We start from the raw sequence: 24,715 nt of genomic DNA on the forward strand, positions 1-24,715 counted from the left end.
TGAAAAATAGTGCGACTGCGTTGTTATGCATTGCACTGTACCAGTACACGAGTACAAAAGACAGAAAAAAAGCCCCGATGGTAAAAATCGGGGCTGTATATATTATTTTACAGATTGTGTTCGCTGTTTAGCGATGATTACGCATCACCACCGAAACGACGACGACCGGTAGAGTCATCACGACGCGGAGCGCGGCCTTCACGACGTTCGCCGCTAAAACGACGACCATCACCACGACCACCTTCACGGCGTTCACCGCTGAAGTTACGACCGCCTTCACGACGTTCGCCACCGAAACCACGACCACCGCCACGACGCTCACCGCCAGTATGCGGCTGTGCATCGCCCAGTAACTGCATGTTCATCGGCTTGTTGAGAATGCGAGTGCGCGTAAAGTGTTGCAGCACTTCACCCGGCATACCTTTCGGCAGTTCGATGGTGGAGTGAGAAGCAAACAGCTTGATGTTACCAATGTAACGGCTGCTGATGTCGCCTTCGTTAGCAATCGCGCCAACGATATGACGAACTTCAACACCATCATCGCGGCCCACTTCAATGCGGTACAGCTGCATATCGCCAACATCACGACGTTCACGACGCGGACGATCTTCACGGTCACCACGCGGGCCACGGTCGTTACGATCGCGCGGACCACGGTCATCACGGTCACGGAATTCACGTTTCGGACGCATCGGCGCATCTGGCGGAACAATCAGAGTACGTTCACCCTGTGCCATTTTCAGCAGTGCGGCGGCCAGAGTTTCGAGATCCAGCTCTTCACCTTCTGCCGTCGGCTGAATTTTGCTCAGCAGTGCACGGTATTGATCCAGATCGCTGCTTTCCAGCTGCTGCTGTACTTTAGCGGCGAATTTTTCCAGACGACGTTTGCCCAGCAGTTCTGCGTTCGGCAGTTCAACTTCCGGAATGGTCAGCTTCATGGTGCGTTCAATGTTACGCAGCAGACGACGCTCACGGTTCTCAACGAACAGCAGCGCACGGCCAGCACGGCCCGCACGACCAGTACGACCGATACGGTGAACGTAAGACTCAGAATCCATCGGGATATCGTAGTTAACTACCAGGCTGATACGCTCAACGTCCAGGCCACGGGCCGCAACGTCGGTCGCAATCAGGATGTCCAGACGACCATCTTTCAGTCGTTCCAGTGTCTGCTCACGCAGCGCCTGGTTCATGTCACCGTTCAGCGCGGCGCTGTTGTAGCCGTTACGCTCAAGAGCTTCTGCCACTTCCAGAGTCGCGTTTTTGGTACGAACGAAGATAATCGCCGCATCAAAATCTTCCGCTTCCAGGAAACGTACCAGTGCTTCGTTTTTACGCATACCCCAAACAGTCCAGTAGCTCTGGCTGATGTCAGGACGGGTAGTCACGCTGGACTGAATGCGCACTTCCTGCGGCTCTTTCATAAAGCGGCGGGTAATGCGACGAATCGCTTCCGGCATGGTTGCAGAGAACAGAGCGGTCTGATGACCTTCCGGGATCTGCGCCATAATAGTTTCAACGTCTTCGATGAAGCCCATGCGCAGCATTTCGTCAGCTTCATCCAGAACCAGACCGCTCAGTTTAGAAAGGTCCAGAGTGCCACGTTTCAGGTGATCCAGCAGACGGCCCGGAGTACCGACAACGATCTGCGGCCCCTGACGCAGGGCGCGTAATTGCACGTCATAACGCTGGCCGCCGTACAGGGCAACCACGTTTACGCCGCGCATGTGTTTAGAGAAATCCGTCATTGCCTCAGCAACCTGTACCGCCAGTTCGCGGGTCGGTGCCAGCACCAGAATCTGTGGTGCTTTCAGCTCAGGATCAAGATTCTGCAGCAGAGGTAAAGAGAATGCTGCAGTTTTTCCGCTCCCCGTCTGGGCCATACCCAGAACGTCGCGGCCATTCAGCAGATGTGGAATACACTCTGCCTGAATTGGAGATGGTTTTTCGTAACCCAGATCGTTAAGGGCTTCAAGGATAGGAGCCTTCAGGCCCAGATCTGCAAAAGTGGTTTCGAATTCAGCCATGTAGTACGTGTGCCTCAAAATTAATGGCGGCCAGTCTACATAACTCATCATGAAATTGATCAGCAATTTTCATTGAAAAGTGTGAACCGGCTCAAAGTAGGTGTATTAACGAACAACAACGCCCTCACCCGTTAAGGTGATGGCAATCAAAAAAGATTACGGGCTGATGTGTACGTCAGCTATTGCTGGTCCGATTCTGCCAGGTCATCTTGGTCCTGGCCCAGGAGCGATAATTCCAACAATGCGTATCGGTGCTCAACAAAGTTATGAACGTTGTTGGCAACCGCCAGTTTGAACAGTGCCGTGGCGCTGTCCAAATCCCCCAGACTTAGGTAGTACTTACCTAAATAGAAGTTGGTTTCACTGAGATGCTCAGCGAGCGAGGTGTTATCCGTTGCGTCCGCCTTGAGCCTTTCCATTAACGTTTGTTCGCTAATGTTGCCCAGGTAGAACTCGACAATGTTCCATCCCCACTGTTCCTTATCCGATTTTTCGAAGTGCTGTTTCAACACTTCTTTAGCCTGCTTCTCATCGAGCTTCTGCTCGGCGAGATAAAGCCACAGACTACGGAAAGGATCATTGGGATCGTCTTGATAAAACGCCAGCAGATCATCTTGCGCTAACTTGTCACGACCGCCGTAATATAATGCGATCCCGCGATTCAAGTGCGCGTAGTTGTAAGTTGGATCAAGCTCAAGTACAGAATCAAACGCTTCATAGGCAGCATCAAAATTGCCTGCCTGCGTTAAATATATGCCTAAGTAATTGAATACTTCAGGCATATCCGGTCGGATTGCCAGCGCTTGCGAAAAATCGTTACGCGCTAATGCCCTCAGACCGAGACTATCATACAACACTCCGCGCTCATATAAAAGCTGTGCGCGTTCGTCATCGGTTAAAGCCCGACTGGCAAGGATTTGTTCCATACGTGCCAGAATCACTTCCTGCTGTAAAGTCGGTTGCAATGGTACCGCGAGGACTTCACTTTTACGCCAGGAAGTATTACTGCATCCTGCAAGCGTAAGTGCTGTCGCAACGAAACACCAGCGCAAAAAAGGCTTCATTTCCCACTCCCGAAGACCACGGTTGAATGAACGTCCTGTTCCCGGTTGCTAACAAGGCGTCCTGCCCGGTTAAAAGCCCCCCGCCGCAGCGGAGGGCAAATGGCAACCTTACTCGCCCTGTTCAGCAGCCGGAGCTTCCGGTGCTGCAGCAGGTTGAGACTGCTCAGTCGCTTCTTTAATGCTCAGACGGATACGGCCCTGGCGATCAACTTCCAGAACTTTCACCGGTACTTCCTGACCCATCTGCAGGTAATCGGTCACTTTCTCAACGCGTTTGTCAGCGATCTGAGAGATGTGTACCAGACCTTCTTTACCGCCGCCGATGGCAACAAATGCGCCAAAGTCAACGATACGGGTCACTTTACCATTGTAGACGCGGCCCACTTCGATTTCTGCAGTGATCTCTTCGATACGACGAATAGCATGTTTCGCTTTCTCGCCGTCGGTCGCTGCGATTTTCACAGTACCGTCATCTTCGATTTCGATGGTGGTGCCAGTTTCTTCGGTCAGAGCACGGATTACAGAACCGCCTTTACCGATAACGTCTTTGATCTTGTCCGGGTTGATCTTGATGGTATGGATACGCGGAGCGAGCTCAGAGATATCGCCACGCGGCGCGTTGATCGCCTGTTCCATTACGCCCAGGATATGCAGACGCGCACCTTTAGCCTGGTTCAGCGCAACCTGCATGATCTCTTTGGTGATACCTTCAATTTTGATATCCATCTGCAATGCAGAGATACCGTCGCGGGAACCCGCAACTTTGAAGTCCATATCGCCCAGGTGATCTTCGTCGCCCAAAATGTCAGACAGTACAACGTAGTTGTCGCCTTCTTTCACCAGACCCATTGCGATACCCGCAACAGCAGCTTTGATTGGCACACCTGCGTCCATCAGCGCCAGAGACGCGCCGCACACGGAAGCCATAGAAGAGGAACCGTTGGATTCAGTGATTTCAGACACAACACGTACGGTGTACGGGAATTTGTCCATATCCGGCATGACTGCCAGCACACCGCGCTTCGCCAGACGACCGTGACCAATTTCACGACGCTTCGGAGAACCGACCATGCCGGTTTCGCCTACTGAGTACGGAGGGAAGTTGTAGTGGAACAGGAAGGTGTCAGTACGTTCGCCCATTAGTTCATCAAGAACTTGCGCGTCACGTGCAGTACCCAGCGTTGCGGTAACCAGCGCCTGAGTTTCACCACGGGTGAACAGCGCAGAACCGTGAGTACGCGGCAGCACGCCAGTACGCACATCCAGACCACGAATCATATCTTTTTCACGACCGTCAATACGCGGTTCGCCTGCCAGTACGCGGCTACGAACAACGTTTTTCTCGATAGCGTGCAGAATTTCACCCAGTTCGTTTTCGTCCAGGGTTTCATCTTCAGCAAGCAGCGTCGCGATGGTTTCAGATTTGATGACATCAACCTGCGCATAACGCTCTTGTTTGTCGGTGATGCGGTAAGCATCGCTCAGACGAGCTTCAGCCAGTGCAGCAACGCGCGCGTTCAGCGCTTCGTTTACCGGCTCCGGCTGCCAGTCCCAACGCGGTTTACCGGCTTCTTTCACCAGTTCATTGATGTTCTGAATGACAACCTGCTGTTGTTCATGACCGAACACTACTGCGCCCAACATCTGGTCTTCGCTCAGCAGTTCAGCTTCAGATTCAACCATCAGTACAGCGGCTTCAGTACCGGCAACAACCAGATCCAGTTTGCTCTCTTTCAGCTCGTCCTGAGTCGGGTTCAGTACGTACTGGTCATTGATGTAACCTACGCGGGCAGCACCAATCGGACCATTGAACGGAATACCAGACAGAGACAGTGCTGCGGAAGCGCCAATCATCGCGACGATATCCGGGTTAACCTGCGGGTTAACAGAAACCACAGTGGCGATAACCTGAACTTCGTTGACGAAGCCTTCCGGGAACAGCGGGCGAATCGGGCGGTCAATCAGACGCGCGATCAGGGTTTCGCCTTCGCTTGGACGACCTTCACGACGGAAGAAGCTACCCGGGATACGACCAGCAGCGTAGGTACGCTCCTGATAGTTAACGGTCAGTGGGAAGAAGTCCTGACCTGGTTTGGCTTTTTTCTGGCCAACAACGGTAACGAATACCGCGGTGTCATCCATGCTAACCATAACAGCGGCAGTAGCCTGACGAGCCATCATGCCGGTTTCCAGAGTCACGGTGTGTTGGCCGTACTGGAATTTACGAACGATCGGATTAAGCAATGTAATATCCTTTCTCTTTCTTAGACAGTACCTTACGGCACTGGTGTTAATACCCGATCTTCTGCGCATCCTCGCGACTAATGACAACCCTAACCCAGCCCAATGTGGGTAAAGCCTCTCATTAGCCGCGCGAACCTCTGCAACGGAAGATCATTCATAGCAACAATACATTAGTTTCCAGTGAATTGCTGCCGTCAGCTTGAAAAAAGGGGCCACTCAGGCCCCCTTTTCTGAAACTCGCAAGAATTAGCGACGCAGACCCAGGCGCTCGATGAGCTGGGTGTAACGTGCTACGTCTTTACGTTTCAGGTAGTCGAGCAGTTTACGACGCTGAGAAACCATGCGCAGCAGACCACGACGGCTGTGGTGATCTTTTTTGTGCTCTGCAAAGTGGCCCTGCAGGTGGTTGATCTGTGCAGTCAGCAGTGCTACCTGAACTTCGGTAGAACCGGTGTCGTTTGCGTCACGACCAAACTCAGAAACGATTTTAGCTGTTGCTTCAGTACTTAGAGACATTTTAAAACTCCAAAGTATATAGAATGAAAGGACGCCGATCTCTAATTCAGCGATCCCAGTGTACGTTACGCAAAGTGTTAAACAATTTACGCGACGTTAAGCGGCAGTATTCTACTCGTAGCGACCTGTTATCGCAAGACGGTTAACATTACGCCGGGTATTCAACCACCAGGCGACGAGGCGCGACGCGGCCTTCATCGTCAATTTCGCCCATACCGATAAACTTGCCGTTCTCACCTTCTGTAACGCGAACCAGTCCTTCCAGCGGCGCACCGGATGTACGAACCGGGTTACCATTTTTGAAGTAAACAGAAGACGTTAACGGAAGATTCACCACCGGGTAGTCCGAAGCTGGACTGTCCATTGGCATCAGTAATGGATCAAGTAACTCCGCGGCTGGAATATCCTGCTGTTCGGCTTGTTCAACCAGTTCACGCAGATGTTCCAGGGTCACCATCCGTTCAACCGGATATTTACTTACCGCCAGACGACGCAGGTAAATAACATGCGCGCCACAACCGAGTTTTTCACCCAGGTCATCAATGATGGTGCGGATATAAGTGCCTTTTGAGCAGTGAATTTCCAGCTCCAGCTCATTGCCTTCGTGGCGAATAAACAGCAATTCATAAACGGTAATCGGGCGCGCTTCACGCGGTACTTCAATGCCCTGACGCGCATATTCGTACAGTTTTTTGCCTTGGTATTTCAGTGCTGAATACATCGATGGGATCTGTTCGATATCGCCACGGAAAGTATCCAGTGCCACCGCCAGTTGCTCTGCGCTAAAGGTTACCGGACGTTCTTCAACGATTTGTCCATCGGCGTCAGACGTATCGGTACGCTGTCCAAGACGCGCAATCACCCGATAGCGTTTGTCGGAGTCCAGCAGATACTGGGAAAACTTCGTCGCTTCCCCGAGGCAAATTGGCAACATGCCAGTTGCCAGCGGGTCCAGCGCACCGGTATGCCCGGCACGGTTGGCGTTATAAATCCGTTTCACTTTTTGCAGCGCATCATTGCTGGACATACCCTGCGGTTTATCCAGCAACAAAACACCGTTAATGTCGCGACCGCGACGACGAGGACGACTCATTAGTCCTCCTTGCTGTCGTCCGGGTTAACACGACGTTCTTCGTCATGTTTGACCACGCTGGTCACCAGGTTTGACATGCGCATCCCTTCAACCAGCGAGTTGTCGTAGAAGAAGGTCAGTTCCGGCACGATACGCAGGCGCATCGCTTTCCCCAGCAGGCTGCGGATGAAACCAGAAGCTTCCTGCAACGCTTTGATGCCCGCTTTAACCGCGTCTTCATCTTTGTCGTTGAGGAACGTTACATATACTTTGGCATACGCCAGGTCGCGAGACATTTCGACACCGGAAACGGTGGTCATCATGCCCAGACGAGGATCTTTAATTTCGCGTTGCAGGATGAGAGCGATCTCTTTTTGCATTTCCTGCGCTACGCGCTGCGGGCGACCAAATTCTTTCGCCATAATAAATTCTCCTGACAAAAAAGGGGCCATAGCCCCTTTTTAAAAATTAATTTCAGGTGGAAGGGCTGTGTAGGCCTGATAAGACGCGCGAGCGTCGCATCAGGCAACGGCTGCCGGATACGGCGTAAAAGCCTTATCCAGCCTACAACCCAGACAACCTTAAGCGATGGTACGTTGGATTTCGATGATCTCGAATACTTCGATCACATCGCCAGTGCGGACATCGTTGTAGTTCTTAACGCCGATACCACATTCCATACCGTTACGGACTTCGTTAACGTCATCTTTGAAGCGGCGCAGGGACTCCAGCTCGCCTTCGTAGATAACCACGTTGTCGCGCAGAACGCGGATCGGGTTGTGACGTTTAACCACACCTTCGGTAACCATACAACCTGCGATGGCACCAAATTTCGGCGATTTGAACACGTCACGAACTTCCGCCAGACCGATAATCTGCTGTTTCAGTTCCGGAGACAGCATACCGCTCATTGCCGCTTTCACTTCGTCGATCAGGTTATAGATGACGGAGTAGTAACGCAGATCCAGGCTTTCCGCTTCAATCACTTTACGTGCAGAGGCATCAGCACGTACGTTGAAGCCAACCAGGATGGCGTTGGACGCCGCAGCCAGGGTAGCGTCGGTTTCGGTGATACCACCTACGCCAGAACCGATGATCTTCACTTTAACTTCGTCAGTAGACAGTTTCAGCAAGGAGTCGGAGATAGCTTCCACGGAACCCTGTACGTCTGCCTTCAGGACGATATTCACTTCGTGAACTTCGCCTTCGGTCATGTTGGCGAACATGTTCTCGAGTTTAGATTTCTGCTGACGTGCCAGTTTAACTTCGCGGAATTTACCCTGACGATAGAGTGCAACTTCACGCGCTTTCTTCTCGTCACGTACAACGGTAACTTCATCACCCGCAGCCGGAACGCCAGACAGGCCGAGGATTTCCACCGGAATGGACGGACCCGCTTCCAGCACTTCCTGACCCAGTTCGTTACGCATCGCACGAACACGACCGTATTCGAAGCCACACAGAACGATATCGCCCTTGTGCAGAGTACCTTCACGTACCAGAACGGTAGCAACCGGACCACGACCTTTATCGAGGAAGGATTCGATAACCGCACCGCTCGCCATACCTTTACGTACCGCTTTCAGCTCCAGAACTTCCGCCTGCAGCAGGATAGCGTCCAGCAGCTCATCGATACCAGTACCCGCTTTCGCAGACACATGTACGAACTGGCTTTCACCGCCCCACTCTTCCGGCAGGATGCCGTACTGGGAGAGTTCGTTCTTAACGCGATCCGGATCGGCTTCTGGTTTATCGATCTTGTTCACTGCAACCACCACCGGAACCTGCGCCGCTTTCGCGTGCTGGATTGCTTCGATGGTCTGCGGCATTACGCCGTCGTCGGCAGCAACAACCAGGACTACGATGTCCGTTGCCTGCGCACCACGAGCACGCATTGAAGTAAACGCGGCGTGCCCCGGGGTGTCCAGGAAGGTGATCATGCCGTTTTCAGTTTCAACGTGGTATGCACCAATGTGCTGGGTAATGCCGCCCGCTTCGCCAGAGGCCACTTTCGTTGAACGAATGTAGTCCAGCAGAGAGGTTTTACCGTGGTCAACGTGACCCATGATGGTCACAACCGGTGCGCGCGGTTCAGCCGCTGCACCTGTGTCACGGTCGCTCATTACCGCTTCTTCCAGCTCGTTTTCACGACGCAGGATAACTTTGTGGCCCATCTCTTCAGCAACCAGCTGTGCGGTTTCCTGATCGATAACCTGGTTGATGGTTGCCATTGCGCCCAGTTTCATCATCGCTTTGATGACCTGAGAGCCTTTAACCGCCATCTTGTTCGCCAGTTCGCCAACGGTGATGGTTTCGCCGATCACAACGTCACGGTTAACGGCCTGAGCAGGCTTCTGGAAACCTTGCTGCAGCGAAGAACCTTTACGTTTTCCGCCCTTACCGCCACGTACTGCTGCGCGTGCTTCTTCACGATCAGCTTTTGATTCAGCGTGTTTGTTGCCTTTCTTCGGACGCGCAGCTTTCGCGTTACGACCACGGCCACGGCCGCCTTCGACTTCACGATCGCTTTCGTCTTCTGCCTGGCGAGCATGTTGAGAAGTAGTGACGTGATAATCGCTGGAATCTTCAGTCGGTTCCGCGTTATCAGTCCATTTGTTTTCTTCCGCCATACGACGTGCTTCTTCAGCAACGCGACGTGCTTCTTCTTCGAGTTTACGACGCGCTTCTTCTTCGGCTTTACGCTTGAGCTCTGCAGCTTCCTGCTCACGGCGGGCTTTTTCAGCCTGGGCGTTTTTAGTCATATCGTCTTGTTGATTGCTCACTTTGTCTTTTTCCGCAGCTTCACGTTTCGCTTGTTCAGCAGCTTCACGCTTAGCTTGTTCTGCGGCCTCACGTTCAGCTTTTTGTTGCGCCTCGCGTTTAGCCGATTCTTCTGCCTCACGACGGGCTTGCTCTTCCGCTTCACGCTGCGCTTGCTCTTCCGCAGCAAGGCGTTCAGCCTCTTGCGGATCGCGTTTCACAAAGGTGCGTTTCTTGCGGACTTCGATTTGTACCGATTTGCTTTTTCCACCGGTACCAGGAATGTTAAGGGTGCTGCGTGTTTTACGTTGCAGCGTCAATTTGTCCGGGCCTGAATTTTTCTGATTCAGGTGGTCAATCAAAGTCTGTTTCTCTTGTGCGGACACAGAGTCGTCAGCAGACTTCCGGATACCTGCATCAGCAAATTGCTGTACCAGGCGTTCCACGGAGGTCTGTCGCTCTGCGGCCAGCGTTTTAATCGTTACATCTGTCATGCTGTTCCTTCCTGCTACAGTTTATTACGCTTCGTCACCGAACCAGCAAATATTACGGGCAGCCATAATCAGTGCTCCGGCTTTTTCGTCGGTCAACCCTTCGATATCAGCCAGATCATCAATGCCCTGTTCGGCGAGATCTTCCAGCGTACAAACGCCACGGGCGGCCAGTTTGAATGCCAAATCACGATCTATCCCTTCAAGGTTCAGCAGATCGTCAGCCGGTTTGTTATCACCGAGGCTTTCTTCCTGGGCCTGTGCAATGGTGGCCAGTGCATTTTTAGCACGCTCGCGCAGTGCTTCAACGGTCGGCTCATCAAGGCCTTCGATTTCCAACAGCTCTTTCATCGGCACATAGGCCAGTTCTTCCAGCGTCGAGAAGCCTTCTTCTACCAGAACAGTCGCGAAGTCTTCGTCGATGTCGAGATATTTGGTGAAGGTGTCGATCGCTGCGTGCGCTTCCGCCTGATGCTTAGCCTGCAGGTCGTCAACGGTCATCACGTTGAGTTCCCAACCGCTCAGCTGCGAAGCCAGACGCACGTTCTGACCATTACGGCCAATCGCCTGCGCCAGGTTACCGGCTTCAACGGCGATATCCATGGTGTGTTTATCTTCATCCACCACGATAGAAGCAACGTCTGCCGGTGCCATTGCGTTAATCACGAACTGCGCCGGGTTATCATCCCACAGGACGATATCGATACGCTCGCCGCCCAGTTCAGTAGAAACCGCCTGAACACGCGCGCCACGCATACCTACGCAAGCACCTACCGGATCGATACGTTTATCGTTGGTTTTCACCGCGATTTTCGCACGAGAACCCGGATCGCGAGCCGCTGCTTTAATTTCAATCACTTCTTCGCCGATTTCCGGCACTTCAATACGGAACAGTTCGATCAGCATTTCCGGCTTGGAACGAGTGACGAACAGTTGCGCGCCACGCGCTTCCGGGCGAACGGAATAGAGCACGCCACGAACACGGTCGCCAGGGCGGAAGTTTTCACGCGGCAGCATATCTTCGCGCAGGATCACGGCTTCAGCGTTGTTGCCAAGATCCAGAGAGATGTTGTCGCGGTTTACTTTTTTCACCACGCCGGTGATGATTTCACCTTCGTGTTCACGGAACTGATCAACCACCATCGCACGTTCGGCTTCACGCACTTTCTGCACGATAACCTGTTTTGCCGTCTGGGTGGTGATACGGTCAAAGGTAACAGACTCAATCTGATCTTCAACGTAATCGCCCAGGTTCAGGCTTTCATCTTCATAACGTGCGGCTTCAAGGGTGATTTCCTTGGTCGGCTGGGTGACTTCATCAACAACTAACCAGCGACGGAAGGTGTCAAAATCACCGCTTTTGCGATCGATCTGTACGCGGACGTCGATCTCTTGTTCATATTTTTTCTTTGTTGCTGTCGCCAGCGCACTTTCCAATGCTTCGAAAATCTTCTCGCGAGGTAGCGCCTTTTCATTGGATACGGCTTCAACTACAGCCAAAATTTCTTTGTTCATCGCGGGCTTTTCACCTCATCCAGACTATTAAAAGTGGGGAACCAGGTTCGCCTTCTGGATATTACTCAGCGCGAACACTTCATCTTTACCTTCGACGGTAACTGTGATCATTTCACCGTCTACCGCTTTGATAACGCCCTGCCATTTACGACGGTTTTGTACCGCCATGCGGAGAACCAGAGTCACCTCTTCTCCGACGAAACGGGCGTAGTGTTCAGCCGTGAACAGTGGGCGATCGAGACCCGGTGAGGAGACTTCCAGGTTATAAGCAACGGTGATGGGATCTTCAACATCCAGCACAGCACTTACCTGGTGGCTCACATCAGCACAATCATCAACATTGATGCCATCTTCACTATCAATATAGATGCGCAGTGTGGATGTGCGACCGCGAATAAATTCGATGCCAACCAGTTCAAAACCCAGGGCCTCAACTGGCGCAGTAATCATCTCTGTTAATTTTTGCTCTAATGTGGACAAGCCCACCCCCAAGACATAAAAAAAGGGCCTAAAGCCCAGTTATTCTGTAGTCAGATAACAAAAAACCCCGATAAATCGGGGCTTTATATAACTGAACCCTATAACCGCAACTGCGGTCTGGAGCACTTTCCAGAAGGATTTTTTCAAATCCCACTACGAAGGCCGAAGTCTTCACAGTATATTTGAAAAAGGACTCTAAGGGAAAGTGGTTGCGGGGGCCGGATTTGAACCGACGACCTTCGGGTTATGAGCCCGACGAGCTACCAGGCTGCTCCACCCCGCGCCTGAAACGTGGCAAATTCTACTCGTTTTGGGTAAAAAATGCAAATACTGCTGGGATTTGGTGTACCGAGACGGGACGTAAAATCTGCAGGCATTATAGTGATCCACGCCACATTTTGTCAACGTTTATTGCTAATCACGTGAATGAATATCCAGTTCACTTTCATTTGTTGAATACTTTTGCCTTCTCCTGCTCTCCCTTAAGCGCATTATTTTACAAAAAACACACTAAACTCTTCCTGTCTCCGATAAAAGATGATTAAATGAAAACTCATTTATTTTGCATAAAAATTCAGTGAGAGCGGAAATCCAGGCTCATCATCAGTTAATTAAGCAGGGTGTTATTTTATGACGACGATTCTCAAGCATCTCCCGGTAGGTCAACGTATTGGTATCGCTTTTTCCGGCGGTCTGGACACCAGTGCCGCACTGCTGTGGATGCGACAAAAGGGAGCTGTTCCTTATGCATATACTGCAAATCTGGGCCAGCCAGACGAAGAGGATTATGATGCGATCCCTCGTCGTGCCATGGAATACGGCGCGGAGAACGCACGTCTGATCGACTGCCGCAAACAACTGGTGGCCGAAGGTATTGCCGCTATTCAGTGTGGCGCATTTCATAACACCACTGGCGGCCTGACCTATTTCAACACGACGCCGCTGGGCCGCGCCGTGACTGGCACCATGCTGGTTGCTGCTATGAAAGAAGATGGCGTGAATATCTGGGGTGACGGCAGCACCTATAAAGGAAACGATATCGAACGTTTCTATCGTTACGGTCTGCTGACCAATGCTGAACTGCAGATTTACAAACCGTGGCTTGATACTGACTTTATTGATGAACTGGGCGGTCGTCATGAAATGTCTGAATTTATGATTGCCTGCGGTTTCGACTACAAAATGTCTGTCGAAAAAGCCTACTCCACGGACTCCAATATGCTTGGTGCAACGCATGAAGCGAAGGATCTGGAATACCTCAACTCCAGCGTCAAAATCGTCAACCCGATTATGGGCGTGAAGTTCTGGGATGAGAGCGTGAAGATCCCGGCAGAAGAAGTCACAGTACGCTTTGAGCAAGGTCATCCGGTGGCGCTGAACGGTAAAACCTTTAGCGACGACGTAGAAATGATGCTGGAAGCTAACCGCATCGGCGGTCGTCACGGCCTGGGCATGAGCGACCAGATTGAAAACCGTATCATCGAAGCGAAAAGCCGTGGTATTTACGAGGCTCCGGGAATGGCGCTGCTGCACATTGCGTATGAACGTCTGCTTACTGGTATTCACAACGAAGACACCATTGAGCAGTATCATGCACATGGTCGTCAGTTGGGCCGTCTGCTGTACCAGGGGCGTTGGTTTGATTCCCAGGCGCTGATGCTGCGTGACTCTCTGCAACGCTGGGTTGCCAGCCAGATCACTGGTGAGGTTACCCTGGAGCTGCGCCGTGGGAACGATTATTCGATCCTGAATACCGTCTCAGAGAACCTGACCTACAAGCCAGAGCGTCTGACGATGGAAAAAGGTGACTCGGTGTTCTCGCCAGATGATCGTATTGGTCAATTGACCATGCGTAACCTGGATATCACCGATACCCGCGAGAAACTTTTCGGTTATGCCAAAACTGGCCTGCTCTCCTCCTCTGCCGCTTCGGGCGTGCCGCAGGTGGAGAATCTGGAAAATAAAGGCCAGTAATTCGACATCAACCCTGCCCTTCAGGGGTGGGGTTACCTTGCTTATCCTCAGTAAACTCCTTTCTTAGCATCACAAAATCGAAAACATCATGGTTTGCATCTACAACCCGTGAGTCTCCTTTATAGTGTGCAATCACTTCCTCCAGCGTTTGCGGCTGTTCCGGCTTTGTTACCCCCATCCACGCATTAATAAGGTAATTATTGTACGCAGTGGAAAAGATATCGTTTTCCGTTGTATGATCAACGCCATCCCCAAGAACGGGGCTATACCAGATAAACATCGGGACATGATATGCCTGCTGGCTGGCCTCCCTGCCTCCATGAAAATAGACGTTCTTCTTCGTAGGGTCGCGTTCCAGGCCGTGATCGGCAAAATACATGACCGAGGCGCGACGATCTTTTAATAATTCAAAAACCTGACCTAGCAAACTATCTGTGTAATGAATGGAGTTGTCATAGCAGGCATCCTGATCGTCCTGCGGTTGAAACACGGCGCTGGATTGCGGATAGGCGCTACAAGCCGGTTCATGGCTTCCATTTAAATGAAGAACAATCAGTTTCTTTTGCTGCGTCTTTTGCTGTAACGCTTGCGATAAATGCGGCAACAACAATTCATCAAATCCTCTGACATAGACTGTTTCCATGGCGCGCATGGCGATACTGGTAACTGCTGTACCATTCTGCCGAAAAGCGGATTGCGAGCTTAGCCAGAAAGTCTGAAATCCTGCTTGATTAGCCATATTAATAATGTTGTCGGGGTAATTATGAATGTCATGACTCAAAACGGAATCAGCAGTTAAAGAAAGGGGAACCGACAGCGCAGTGTAAGGTGCACCGCTTATTGCTTGATTAAACAGTTTGATCTGTTTTCTTTGTGCTTCGACTTGCGGTGTCGTAGAGCGTGTATATCCATACAAAGACATATTGTCGACGCGTACGGACTCCCCCACAATCAACACGTAGGTATCAATACCTGTATCCCTGACTGATAATTGAAAATACGGCACCGTGTTTGCAATTGAGAGTAATCTTTGATGCTCTTTCGCTGCTAAAGCAAAATAATTGAGATTGAAAAACGGTGTATAGGTAGCAAATCGCGACGCTAGTATATATGGACTGAACGCTTTTTTATTTTTTGCATCTTTATAAGCAAATTGACAAGCGGAAAATAAACTGCCCGAAATGACAATCAGCAATAATATTCCTGTCACTTTTTTCGTCGGCAAGGAAACATCATATTTTATTATTACTGCCAAAAAAAGAAGGGATAAAAAGGCAAAAGCACATAGATAAGGGATATACATCCCCAGCATTTTGACAACTTCATCCGGATCACTCTGCAGCACACTAATCGCAAATCCATCATTGAAAGTTGTACCAAAGGTACACCATGAATAGAGGCTAATACTCATGTCTGCCGCAGTCAGTAACACAAATGGTGCGGCAACAAGCAGGCGAAGCGGAAGGGATGATATACGTTTAACAACCAGGATGGTCAGGACGAAGAACAGCAATCGCTGAACCATATGCGCTCCGGAAGAAGCGACTAAGTTCGTAATACCAAAAAGAATAACACAAAGATACAACAACCAATGAGATTTAAAACTTCTAGCAAATTTGTTGAATACTGTCATCCAGAAATCCAAGTTCACAACCAATATAAACAATCATCAACAATGTTCAATTTTATATCAGACATGTTTTTCAACTCTGATCCATATCAGAACGAAACACTGTTAGTTTTTTCTTTTTAAATGATGCGGCCATTGCGTTCTCAGTAATTAAATAACATTATCAATGCGTCTCTAAACATTACGCAGAACGTAGCCAGCAGTAGTTATACTGACAGGAGCAGGATGGTTTATCGAGAAGTAAACATATCCGTATTCGTACCGGAACTGGAGTTGACACAATAAAGTGCCAATTATGTCAGCAGAAGGGAAAAGTTTATAACTAAGGCGTACCGGCACCATCGTTTCAAAGTACCAGCTACGAGTAAAGCAACTGGACGAGATACAGATACCTGACAACCATTCCTCAGACCAGGACCAAAACGAAAAAAGACGCTTTTCAGCGTCTCTTTTCTGGAATTTGGTACCGAGGACGGGACTTGAACCCGTAAGCCCTATTGGGCACTACCACCTCAAGGTAGCGTGTCTACCAATTCCACCACCTCGGCACGGATACTACTTTTTAGTTCGGGATATCGCTGGTCGGCTTAGCCGGAGCAGCTGGCTGAGTTTGTTCGGTTTTCGCCGGCGCACTCAGGTTTTCCCATTCGCTACCTTTATTGGTTTTGTTGCTATTGATGTTACCCAACACCAGACTGATGATGAAGAATAACGTTGCCAGCAGCGCCGTCATGCGGGTCATGAAGTTACCAGAACCACTTGAACCAAACAGCGTAGCGGAAGCGCCTGCTCCGAAGGAGGCTCCCATATCAGCGCCTTTACCTTGCTGCAGCATGATCAGACCAACAAGGCCAATTGCCACAATAAGGAAAACTACTAAAAGAGCTTCGTACATAATCAACCTGTTCCTTGCGGAGTTGCCGCGTACCAATGCTTCAACCAATAAAGCGGGAGTTTTTAATCTTTCCCACTGAAGCGGGTGTGAATACTAACCAAAGCGAATGACCTTCGCAAGGGCAATTTTATCGCATTGTATCAACTGCGGAAAAAAACAGCAAAACTGATGTGTTCGCTGAGAAAAAAGGCGACAACCGCCGCCTTTTTAGCCAGTTATCTCACGCTTTAAACGGCTTTTACTGCATCGGCGATGCGGTGTGCAAATTCAGTCACCTGTGCTTCGTCTTCGCCTTCCACCATCACGCGAATTAACGGTTCGGTGCCGGATTTACGCAACAGCACACGTCCACGGCTACCCAGCGCCGCTTCAACTTCTGCGGTCACAGCTTTGACTGATTCATGCTCCAGCGGATCGCCGCTACCTGCGGTGTAACGCACGTTAACCAGAATCTGCGGGAACATTTTCATGCCGCTGCAAAGATCGTGCAGGCTCATATGGTTACGCGCCATCGCCGCCAGCACCTGCAAGCCAGCAACGATACCGTCACCGGTAGTGGTTTTATCCAGCAGGATCACATGACCGGAGTTCTCTGCACCGATACGCCAGCCTTTCTCCTGCATTTTTTCCAGTACGTAGCGGTCACCCACTTTCGCGCGCGCAAATGGAATACCTAACTGTTTCAGCGCCAGTTCCAGCCCCATGTTGCTCATCAATGTGCCCACAGCGCCACCACGCAGCTGGCCCTGACGAAGACCTTCACGCGCGATGATATACATGATCTGATCGCCATCGACTTTATTGCCTTCATGGTCAACCATAATCACGCGATCGCCGTCGCCGTCGAAGGCAATACCGAGATCCGCTTTTTCAGCCAGCACTCGCGCCTGAAGCGCGCGAACGTCGGTAGCCCCCACTTCGGCATTGATGTTCACACCGTTCGGCTCACAACCGATAGCGATAACATTCGCCCCTAGTTCGCGCAGCACGTTCGGCGCGATGTGATAAGTCGCACCATTTGCACAATCCACCACAATCTTCAGTTCACTGAGGCTAAGTTCGTTCGGGAACGTGGCTTTGCAAAACTCGATATAGCGACCCGCAGCATCAACGATACGGCTGGCTTTACCCAGTTCTGCCGAATCAACACAGCTGATCTCTTTTTCCATTTCCGCTTCGATGGCCTCTTCTACTGCATCCGGTAGTTTGGTGCCGTCGATAGAGAAAAATTTAATGCCGTTATCGTAGAACGGGTTATGCGATGCAGATATCACAATTCCGGCCTCTGCGCGGAAGGTACGCGTCAGATAAGCCACGGCCGGTGTTGGCATCGGGCCAGTGAAGAGCGCGGAAAGGCCCGCAGCCGCCAGACCCGCTTCCAGTGCTGACTCCAGCATATAGCCAGAAATACGCGTGTCTTTACCAATAATGATCTTACGGGAGCCGTGGCGCGCCAGCACTTTACCCGCGGCCCAACCCAGCTTAAGCACAAAATCAGGGGTGATCGGCGCATCCCCTACACGACCACGAATCCCATCGGTACCGAAATATTTACGATTACTCATAGCGTTTGTTTTCCTTTGCAGACAGAGTGGCTTCCACCACCCGCATCGCTTCTACGGTTTCTTTGACGTCATGAACACGAATGATATGCGCGCCTTGCATAGCGGCAATGACCGCACAAGCCAGACTACCGCTCAGACGCTCAGATGGCCCCACGTTCAGCAATTGCCCAATCATCGATTTTCGTGACATACCCACCAACAGCGGCAGGTTGAAATGATGAAATTCAGCCAGGCGCGCCAGTAATGAATAGTTATGGGAGAGATTTTTACCGAAACCGAATCCGGGGTCGAGCAACAATTTCTCTTTTGCGATACCCGCCTGCTCGCAACGTGCTATTTGCTCAATAAAATAGCGATTCACTTCCGCAAAGACATCGTCATACTTCGGGGCTTCCTGCATGGTCTTTGGATTTCCCTGCATATGCATCAGGCAAACCGGCAAACCGGTTTCTGCAGCAGCCTCCAGAGCCCCTGGTTCGGAAAGGGAGCGAATATCATTAATAATGTGAGCGCCAACTTTCGCTGACTCACGGATGACTTCTGGTTTGGATGTATCTACCGAGATCCAGACTTCGAAGCGTTGAGCAATTGCCTCAACCACCGGAATAACACGTTGCAACTCTTCTTCAACGCTAACTTCCGCAGCCCCCGGGCGCGTGGACTCGCCACCAACGTCAATGATCGTCGCGCCAGCGTTGATCATCAGATTCGCATGTTTCACCGCATCTATCAGCGAGTTATGCGTGCCGCCATCCGAAAAGGAATCAGGCGTGACGTTGAGGATCCCCATTACGTGAGGATGGCTAAGGTCCAGTGAAGTGCCCTGGGCAAAGAGTTTCATGGTGTTATCCCTGGTATGAATTGATAAGAAAAAACCCCGGAGCACGCCCCGGGGTTTTCGGTACAAATACAGTCATCTGATGCGGGAACTTACTTGTCGCCTAACTGCTCTGACATGGTGTTACCCGGGTTCGGCGTACGCGGTTCATCAACCGGACGTGGAGCCTTTGGACTACCATTGTCGCCAGAATTGTTAGAAGCGCCTGGTTCTTCCCAGCCCGCTGGCGGACGTACATCGCGACGTGCCATCAGGTCATCAATCTGCGGTGCGTCGATAGTCTCATATTTCATGAGAGCATCTTTCATCGCATGCAGAATATCCATATTGTCGGTCAGAAGCTGACGCGCACGATTATAGTTACGCTCAATCAGTGCTTTCACTTCCTGGTCGATGATACGTGCAGTTTCATCAGACATATGTTTCGCTTTCGCTACGCTACGGCCGAGGAACACTTCACCTTCTTCTTCCGCGTACAGCAGTGGACCCAATTTCTCAGAGAAGCCCCACTGAGTCACCATGTTACGTGCCAGGTTGGTCGCAACTTTAATATCGTTGGACGCACCGGTAGAAACATGTTCCGGCCCGTAAATGATCTCTTCTGCCAGACGACCACCGTACAGCGTAGAAATCTGGCTTTCCAGTTTCTGACGGCTGGCGCTGATTGCGTCACCCTCAGGCAAAAAGAAAGTCACACCCAGAGCACGACCGCGTGGGATAATCGTCACTTTGTGCACCGGATCGTGTTCCGGCACCAGGCGACCGATAATCGCATGACCCGCTTCGTGGTAAGCCGTTGATTCTTTCTGCGCTTCCGTCATCACCATGGAGCGACGTTCCGCACCCATCATGATTTTGTCTTTCGCTTTCTCGAACTCAACCATCGACACAACGCGTTTGTTGCCACGAGCAGCGAACAGTGCCGCTTCGTTCACCAGGTTCGCCAGGTCAGCACCGGAGAAACCAGGAGTACCACGGGCAATGATTGCCGCGTCGATATCGGGTGCCAATGGTACGCGACGCATGTGAACTTTCAGGATCTGCTCACGACCGCGAACATCTGGCAAACCAACCACAACCTGACGGTCGAAACGGCCAGGACGCAGCAGCGCCGGGTCGAGAACGTCCGGACGGTTAGTTGCGGCGATAACGATGATACCTTCGTTACCTTCGAAGCCATCCATCTCAACCAGCATCTGGTTCAGAGTCTGTTCACGTTCATCGTGACCACCGCCCAGACCTGCGCCACGCTGGCGGCCTACGGCGTCGATTTCATCGATAAAGATGATACACGGTGCCGCTTTCTTCGCCTGTTCGAACATGTCACGAACACGGGATGCACCCACACCGACGAACATTTCGACGAAGTCAGAACCGGAGATAGTAAAGAACGGAACTTTCGCTTCGCCTGCAATCGCTTTCGCCAGCAGCGTTTTACCGGTACCCGGAGGACCGACCATCAGGATGCCTTTCGGGATCTTACCGCCGAGTTTCTGGAAGCGGCTCGGCTCGCGCAGATACTCAACCAGTTCAGCAACTTCTTCTTTTGCTTCGTCGCAGCCCGCAACGTCAGCAAAGGTCGTTTTGATCTGATCTTCCGTCAGCATGCGCGCTTTGCTCTTACCAAACGACATGGCACCTTTGCCACCGCCGCCCTGCATTTGACGCATGAAGAAGATCCAGACACCAATCAGCAACAGCATCGGGAACCAGGAGATGAAGATAGAAGCCAGCAGGCTTGGTTCTTCAGGCGGTTCACCGACAACCTTGACGTTCTTGGTCAACAGGTTATCCAGTAATTTCGGATCCTGAACCGGAATGTAAGTGGTATAACGGTTACTATCTTTCTTGGTAACGTTGATTTCACGTCCGTTGATACGCGCTTCACGAACCTGGTCGTTATTGACCTCTTGTAGGAAGGTAGAGTAATCCACCTTACGGCCATTAGACTCGCTGGGCCCAAAGCTCTGGAATACTGACATCAGCACAACGGCAATGACCAGCCAGAGTATTAGGTTTTTCGCCATGTCACTCAAGGGATTAACCTCTTATTACAACTGTGTTAAAAACAGCGTCAGGATACTCTATATCCAGCATCTTTCAAACTTTCGTCTGAAATCTCCCGGTTAGGGTTTACGCCCGGTCGCTACAATATACACTTCCCGCGAACGTGCACGAGAAGAGTCCGGCTTACGAACTTTGACCTTCGTAAACAGGGAGCGAATTTCCCTTAGATACTCATCGAAACCTTCGCCCTGGAACACCTTCACTACAAAACTGCCACCTGGCGCTAATACATCACGACACATTTCTAGCGCCAGTTCCACCAGATACATGGCACGGGGGATATCCACCGCCGGTGTTCCGCTCATGTTTGGTGCCATATCGGACATGACAACCTGGACTTTGCTGTCGCCAACGCGCTCCAGCAGTGCTTTCATCACCAGTTCATCACGAAAATCGCCCTGAAGAAAGTCCACACCAACGATAGGATCCATAGGTAAAAGATCGCAAGCGATGATGCGGCCTTTGCCGCCAATTTGGGTGACCACATATTGTGACCAACCACCCGGAGCAGCACCAAGGTCGACAACCGTCATTCCCGGTTTAAAGAGTTTGTCACTTTGCTGTATTTCATCAAGTTTAAACCAGGCACGGGAACGTAACCCCTTTTTCTGTGCCTGTTGAACATATTTATCGCTAAAGTGTTCCTGAAGCCAGCGGCTGGAGCTGGCAGAACGCTTCTTACCTGTCATTTAACTTTCCCATGGGGATAACTCATCGTAACCAATTGCGTAAATTTTTACGCGCCTATTTGGTGATATATGGGAGATGGCGGTAGAATGACCCGTTTTCAATCCCAACGTAAGCAAAAAATACGATGAATCTGAGTACTAAACAAAAACAGCACCTGAAAGGTCTGGCACATCCGCTCAAGCCAGTTGTTCTGCTTGGCAGTAATGGTTTGACCGAAGGGGTGCTGGCCGAGATTGAACAAGCGTTAGAGCACCATGAACTCATCAAGGTGAAAATCGCCACCGAAGATCGCGAAACTAAAACCTTGATCGTGGAAGCTATCGTGCGCGAAACCGGCGCCTGTAATGTACAGGTCATCGGTAAAACGCTGGTGCTTTATCGCCCAACTAAAGAACGTAAAATCTCGCTGCCACGCTAAGATTATCCTAAAGTTACACACATTTGCTGTGTAAAACGAGGGGTTTTCCGCAGGCAGGAGAGCAAAATGCCACGCTCTGTTCGTTGATAAAAGGCCGCATAGCGGCCTTTTTCCTTTCTTTACAATACATCAACATCTTGAGTATTGGGTAATTCTTACAGGTATTCCACCTTAATTACTTCAAATTCTACTTCGCCGCCCGGCGTTTTGATGACCACAACATCATCTTCTTCTTTGCCGATCAGGCCACGAGCAATAGGTGAGTTTACAGAAATCAGGTTTTGTTTAAAGTCAGCTTCGTCATCGCCAACGATGCGATAAGTCTGTTCTTCGTCAGAATCGAGATTCAGCACCGTTACGGTAGCACCAAAAATAACGCGCCCATTGTTGGGCATTTTGGTGACATCAATCACCTGCGCGTTCGACAGCTTGGCTTCGATGTCTTTGATACGGCCTTCGCAGAAGCCTTGCTGTTCACGAGCTGCGTGGTATTCGGCGTTTTCTTTCAGGTCGCCATGCTCACGCGCTTCCGCGATAGCAGCAATGATTTCAGGACGGCGCACAGATTTCAGAAAATCCAGCTCTTCGCGTAATTTTTCAGCGCCGCGTAAGGTCATCGGAATAGCTTGCATTTGTTATACCTCTTGAATATTCCTGATGGGGCAAGTCTTCACCCACCCCGGCTGTTCGGCCTGCCCGGCATAACTCCTCACCGGGACCAGAAGCAAAAAAATACCGACCCGGGTACAAGTCCCAGGTCAGCTACAATTCACATTTTGATAGTCATTTTACCCTGAAGTTCCCGAAGGGTCATCGTTTACTTTATAGGGCGTTGCGCCGTAGTATGACGGCTCGATTCCAGGTTGTTAGCGCGAGATTATGCGATTTTCCAGATTTATCATCGGATTGACCAGCTGTATAGCGTTCAGTGTTCAGGCCGCAAATGTTGATGAGTACATTACTCAACTCCCCGCTGGTGCCAACCTTGCCCTGATGGTGCAAAAAGTCGGCGCGTCGGCCCCCGCTATTGATTACCACAGTCAGCAGATGGCGCTGCCCGCCAGTACGCAGAAAGTGATTACTGCACTGGCGGCGTTGATTCAACTCGGCCCCGATTTTCGTTTTACCACGACGCTTGAAACCAAAGGTAATGTGGAAAACGGCGTACTTAAGGGTGACTTAGTGGCGCGATTTGGTGCCGATCCGACGTTAAAACGTCAGGATATTCGCAATATGGTCGCGACTTTGAAAAAATCTGGCGTCAACCAAATCGATGGCAATGTGTTGATAGATACCTCCATTTTCGCCAGCCACGATAAAGCCCCCGGCTGGCCATGGAATGACATGACACAATGCTTTAGCGCTCCGCCTGCCGCCGCCATAGTTGACCGCAACTGTTTCTCCGTCTCGCTCTACAGTGCCCCAAAACCTGGTGATATGGCTTTTATACGCGTGGCATCTTATTACCCCGTTACGATGTTCAGCCAGGTACGCACCCTCCCCCGTGGTTCTGCCGAAGCGCAATATTGCGAGCTGGATGTGGTGCCAGGCGACCTGAACCGCTTTACGCTGACCGGATGCCTGCCACAACGTTCTGAGCCGCTCCCGTTGGCTTTTGCCGTGCAGGATGGTGCCAGCTATGCTGGAGCAATTCTGAAAGATGAGTTAAAACAGGCAGGTATCACCTGGAGCGGAACACTGCTGCGTCAGACGCAGGTTAACGAACCTGGAACGGTAGTTGCCAGTAAACAGTCGGCCCCGTTGCACGATCTGCTTAAGATTATGCTGAAAAAGTCAGACAACATGATCGCCGATACGGTTTTCCGCATGATAGGCCATGCACGCTTCAATGTGCCTGGAACATGGCGGGCCGGGTCAGACGCCGTGCGTCAGATCCTGCGCCAGCAAGCCGGTGTCGATATTGGTAACACCATTATTGCCGATGGTTCAGGGCTTTCGCGGCATAACCTGATTGCCCCCGCCACCATGATGCAGGTGCTGCAATACATTGCCCAACACGACAATGAACTTAACTTTATCTCTATGCTACCGCTGGCGGGCTATGACGGCTCTTTGCAGTACCGTGCAGGTCTGCATCAGGCGGGCGTGGATGGCAAAGTCTCAGCGAAAACCGGCTCGTTGCAGGGGGTATATAACCTGGCGGGATTCATTACCACGGCGAGCGGGCAACGAATGGCGTTTGTACAATATCTTTCCGGCTATGCAGTAGAACCGGCGGATCAGCGTAATCGCCGTATTCCGTTAGTGCGATTTGAAAGCCGTTTGTATAAAGATATTTATCAGAATAATTAGTCTAAAGAGAAACCCCGGCACATGGCCGGGGCTTCAGATTATTGACAAAGTGCACTTTGTTTATGCCGGATGCGGCGTGAACGCCTTATCCGGCCTACAAAGTCGTGCAAATTCAACATTTTGCAATTCTCTTGTAGGCCTGATAAGCGTAGCGCA

The 24,715-nt window shown here is 51.0% G+C and carries 20 protein-coding genes and 2 tRNA genes; 3 read left to right on the plus strand and 19 right to left on the minus strand.

The genetic code is table 11. From position 1 onward, the window contains the following. Nucleotides 1-137: 137 nt before the first annotated feature. From deaD to ACJHYR_RS05395, 11 genes are all read right to left on the minus strand, one after another. Complete coding sequence (deaD, locus tag ACJHYR_RS05345; RefSeq protein WP_001295553.1) at nucleotides 138-2,027, minus strand: ATP-dependent RNA helicase DeaD; 1,890 nt, start codon at nucleotides 2,025-2,027, stop codon at nucleotides 138-140. Next, nucleotides 2,020-2,100, minus strand: a complete 81-nt coding sequence (gene yrbN / locus ACJHYR_RS05350) for a protein YrbN (RefSeq protein WP_010723222.1) — start codon at nucleotides 2,098-2,100, stop codon at nucleotides 2,020-2,022. Before yrbN ends, deaD begins: the two co-directional genes overlap by 8 nt. A 106-nt stretch (nucleotides 2,101-2,206) precedes the next feature. Next, on the minus strand, nucleotides 2,207-3,091 hold the full coding sequence (gene nlpI / locus ACJHYR_RS05355) for a lipoprotein NlpI (RefSeq protein WP_000802080.1): 885 nt from the start codon (nucleotides 3,089-3,091) through the stop codon (nucleotides 2,207-2,209). Nucleotides 3,092-3,199: 108 nt separating this feature from the next. After that, nucleotides 3,200-5,335 (minus strand): polyribonucleotide nucleotidyltransferase, encoded by a 2,136-nt coding sequence (pnp, locus tag ACJHYR_RS05360; protein WP_077248662.1) that lies wholly within the window; start codon nucleotides 5,333-5,335, stop codon nucleotides 3,200-3,202. A gap of 246 nt (nucleotides 5,336-5,581) precedes the next feature. Then, on the minus strand, nucleotides 5,582-5,851 hold the full coding sequence (gene rpsO, locus ACJHYR_RS05365) for a 30S ribosomal protein S15 (protein WP_000059466.1): 270 nt from the start codon (nucleotides 5,849-5,851) through the stop codon (nucleotides 5,582-5,584). Between the two features lie 148 nt (nucleotides 5,852-5,999). Beyond that, nucleotides 6,000-6,944, minus strand: a complete 945-nt coding sequence (gene truB, locus ACJHYR_RS05370; protein ID WP_000089714.1) for a tRNA pseudouridine(55) synthase TruB — start codon at nucleotides 6,942-6,944, stop codon at nucleotides 6,000-6,002. Next, on the minus strand, nucleotides 6,944-7,345 hold the full coding sequence (gene rbfA / locus ACJHYR_RS05375; RefSeq protein WP_001040205.1) for a 30S ribosome-binding factor RbfA: 402 nt from the start codon (nucleotides 7,343-7,345) through the stop codon (nucleotides 6,944-6,946). Before rbfA ends, truB begins: the two co-directional genes overlap by 1 nt. 159 nt (nucleotides 7,346-7,504) lie before the next feature. After that, on the minus strand, nucleotides 7,505-10,177 hold the full coding sequence (gene infB / locus ACJHYR_RS05380; RefSeq protein WP_000133044.1) for a translation initiation factor IF-2: 2,673 nt from the start codon (nucleotides 10,175-10,177) through the stop codon (nucleotides 7,505-7,507). 24 nt (nucleotides 10,178-10,201) lie between these two features. Next, nucleotides 10,202-11,689 carry a transcription termination factor NusA gene (nusA, locus tag ACJHYR_RS05385; protein ID WP_001031055.1) on the minus strand — a complete coding sequence of 496 codons (1,488 nt, stop codon included), beginning with the start codon at nucleotides 11,687-11,689 and terminating at the stop codon, nucleotides 10,202-10,204. A gap of 27 nt (nucleotides 11,690-11,716) precedes the next feature. After that, a complete protein-coding gene (gene rimP, locus ACJHYR_RS05390; RefSeq protein ID WP_001300397.1) occupies nucleotides 11,717-12,169 on the minus strand; it encodes a ribosome maturation factor RimP in 453 nt (150 codons plus the stop codon). A gap of 206 nt (nucleotides 12,170-12,375) precedes the next feature. After that, nucleotides 12,376-12,452: transfer RNA gene (locus ACJHYR_RS05395), tRNA-Met, on the minus strand. A gap of 347 nt (nucleotides 12,453-12,799) precedes the next feature. On the opposite strand from ACJHYR_RS05395, the gene argG reads away from it, so the two are divergent. After that, nucleotides 12,800-14,143, plus strand: a complete 1,344-nt coding sequence (argG, locus tag ACJHYR_RS05400) for an argininosuccinate synthase (RefSeq protein ID WP_000207680.1) — start codon at nucleotides 12,800-12,802, stop codon at nucleotides 14,141-14,143. A 7-nt stretch (nucleotides 14,144-14,150) separates the two neighbouring features. Here the strand turns inward: argG and ACJHYR_RS05405 are convergent, their stop codons facing one another. From ACJHYR_RS05405 to rlmE, 7 genes are all read right to left on the minus strand, one after another. Beyond that, nucleotides 14,151-15,776, minus strand: coding sequence for a phosphoethanolamine transferase (locus ACJHYR_RS05405; RefSeq protein WP_072837422.1), 1,626 nt, complete (start codon nucleotides 15,774-15,776; stop codon nucleotides 14,151-14,153). 458 nt (nucleotides 15,777-16,234) lie between these two features. Further along, nucleotides 16,235-16,321, minus strand: a tRNA-Leu gene (locus tag ACJHYR_RS05410). Between the two features lie 14 nt (nucleotides 16,322-16,335). Beyond that, nucleotides 16,336-16,668, minus strand: coding sequence for a preprotein translocase subunit SecG (gene secG, locus ACJHYR_RS05415; RefSeq protein WP_001295556.1), 333 nt, complete (start codon nucleotides 16,666-16,668; stop codon nucleotides 16,336-16,338). A gap of 227 nt (nucleotides 16,669-16,895) precedes the next feature. Further along, nucleotides 16,896-18,233: a phosphoglucosamine mutase gene (glmM, locus tag ACJHYR_RS05420; protein ID WP_000071137.1), complete on the minus strand. Its 1,338-nt coding sequence runs from the start codon at nucleotides 18,231-18,233 to the stop codon at nucleotides 16,896-16,898. Further along, nucleotides 18,226-19,074: a dihydropteroate synthase gene (gene folP, locus ACJHYR_RS05425; RefSeq protein ID WP_000764731.1), complete on the minus strand. Its 849-nt coding sequence runs from the start codon at nucleotides 19,072-19,074 to the stop codon at nucleotides 18,226-18,228. Before folP ends, glmM begins: the two co-directional genes overlap by 8 nt. A gap of 89 nt (nucleotides 19,075-19,163) precedes the next feature. Further along, nucleotides 19,164-21,098, minus strand: coding sequence for an ATP-dependent zinc metalloprotease FtsH (ftsH, locus tag ACJHYR_RS05430; protein ID WP_100032703.1), 1,935 nt, complete (start codon nucleotides 21,096-21,098; stop codon nucleotides 19,164-19,166). Between the two features lie 99 nt (nucleotides 21,099-21,197). After that, nucleotides 21,198-21,827: a 23S rRNA (uridine(2552)-2'-O)-methyltransferase RlmE gene (rlmE, locus tag ACJHYR_RS05435; RefSeq protein ID WP_000145975.1), complete on the minus strand. Its 630-nt coding sequence runs from the start codon at nucleotides 21,825-21,827 to the stop codon at nucleotides 21,198-21,200. Nucleotides 21,828-21,952: 125 nt separating this feature from the next. Here rlmE and yhbY point away from each other — a divergent pair, with 125 nt between their 5' ends. Beyond that, a complete protein-coding gene (yhbY, locus tag ACJHYR_RS05440) occupies nucleotides 21,953-22,246 on the plus strand; it encodes a ribosome assembly RNA-binding protein YhbY (protein ID WP_001054420.1) in 294 nt (97 codons plus the stop codon). Nucleotides 22,247-22,401: 155 nt separating this feature from the next. Here yhbY and greA read toward each other — a convergent pair whose 3' ends face one another. Continuing rightward, nucleotides 22,402-22,878, minus strand: a complete 477-nt coding sequence (greA, locus tag ACJHYR_RS05445; RefSeq protein WP_001148001.1) for a transcription elongation factor GreA — start codon at nucleotides 22,876-22,878, stop codon at nucleotides 22,402-22,404. A 247-nt stretch (nucleotides 22,879-23,125) separates the two neighbouring features. Here greA and dacB point away from each other — a divergent pair, with 247 nt between their 5' ends. Continuing rightward, nucleotides 23,126-24,559 carry a serine-type D-Ala-D-Ala carboxypeptidase gene (dacB, locus tag ACJHYR_RS05450; protein ID WP_001212619.1) on the plus strand — a complete coding sequence of 478 codons (1,434 nt, stop codon included), beginning with the start codon at nucleotides 23,126-23,128 and terminating at the stop codon, nucleotides 24,557-24,559. Nucleotides 24,560-24,715 lie beyond the last annotated feature (156 nt).

This window comes from Escherichia sp. WS1450, from assembly GCF_046487395.1.
Lineage (GTDB): Bacteria > Pseudomonadota > Gammaproteobacteria > Enterobacterales > Enterobacteriaceae > Escherichia > Escherichia coli.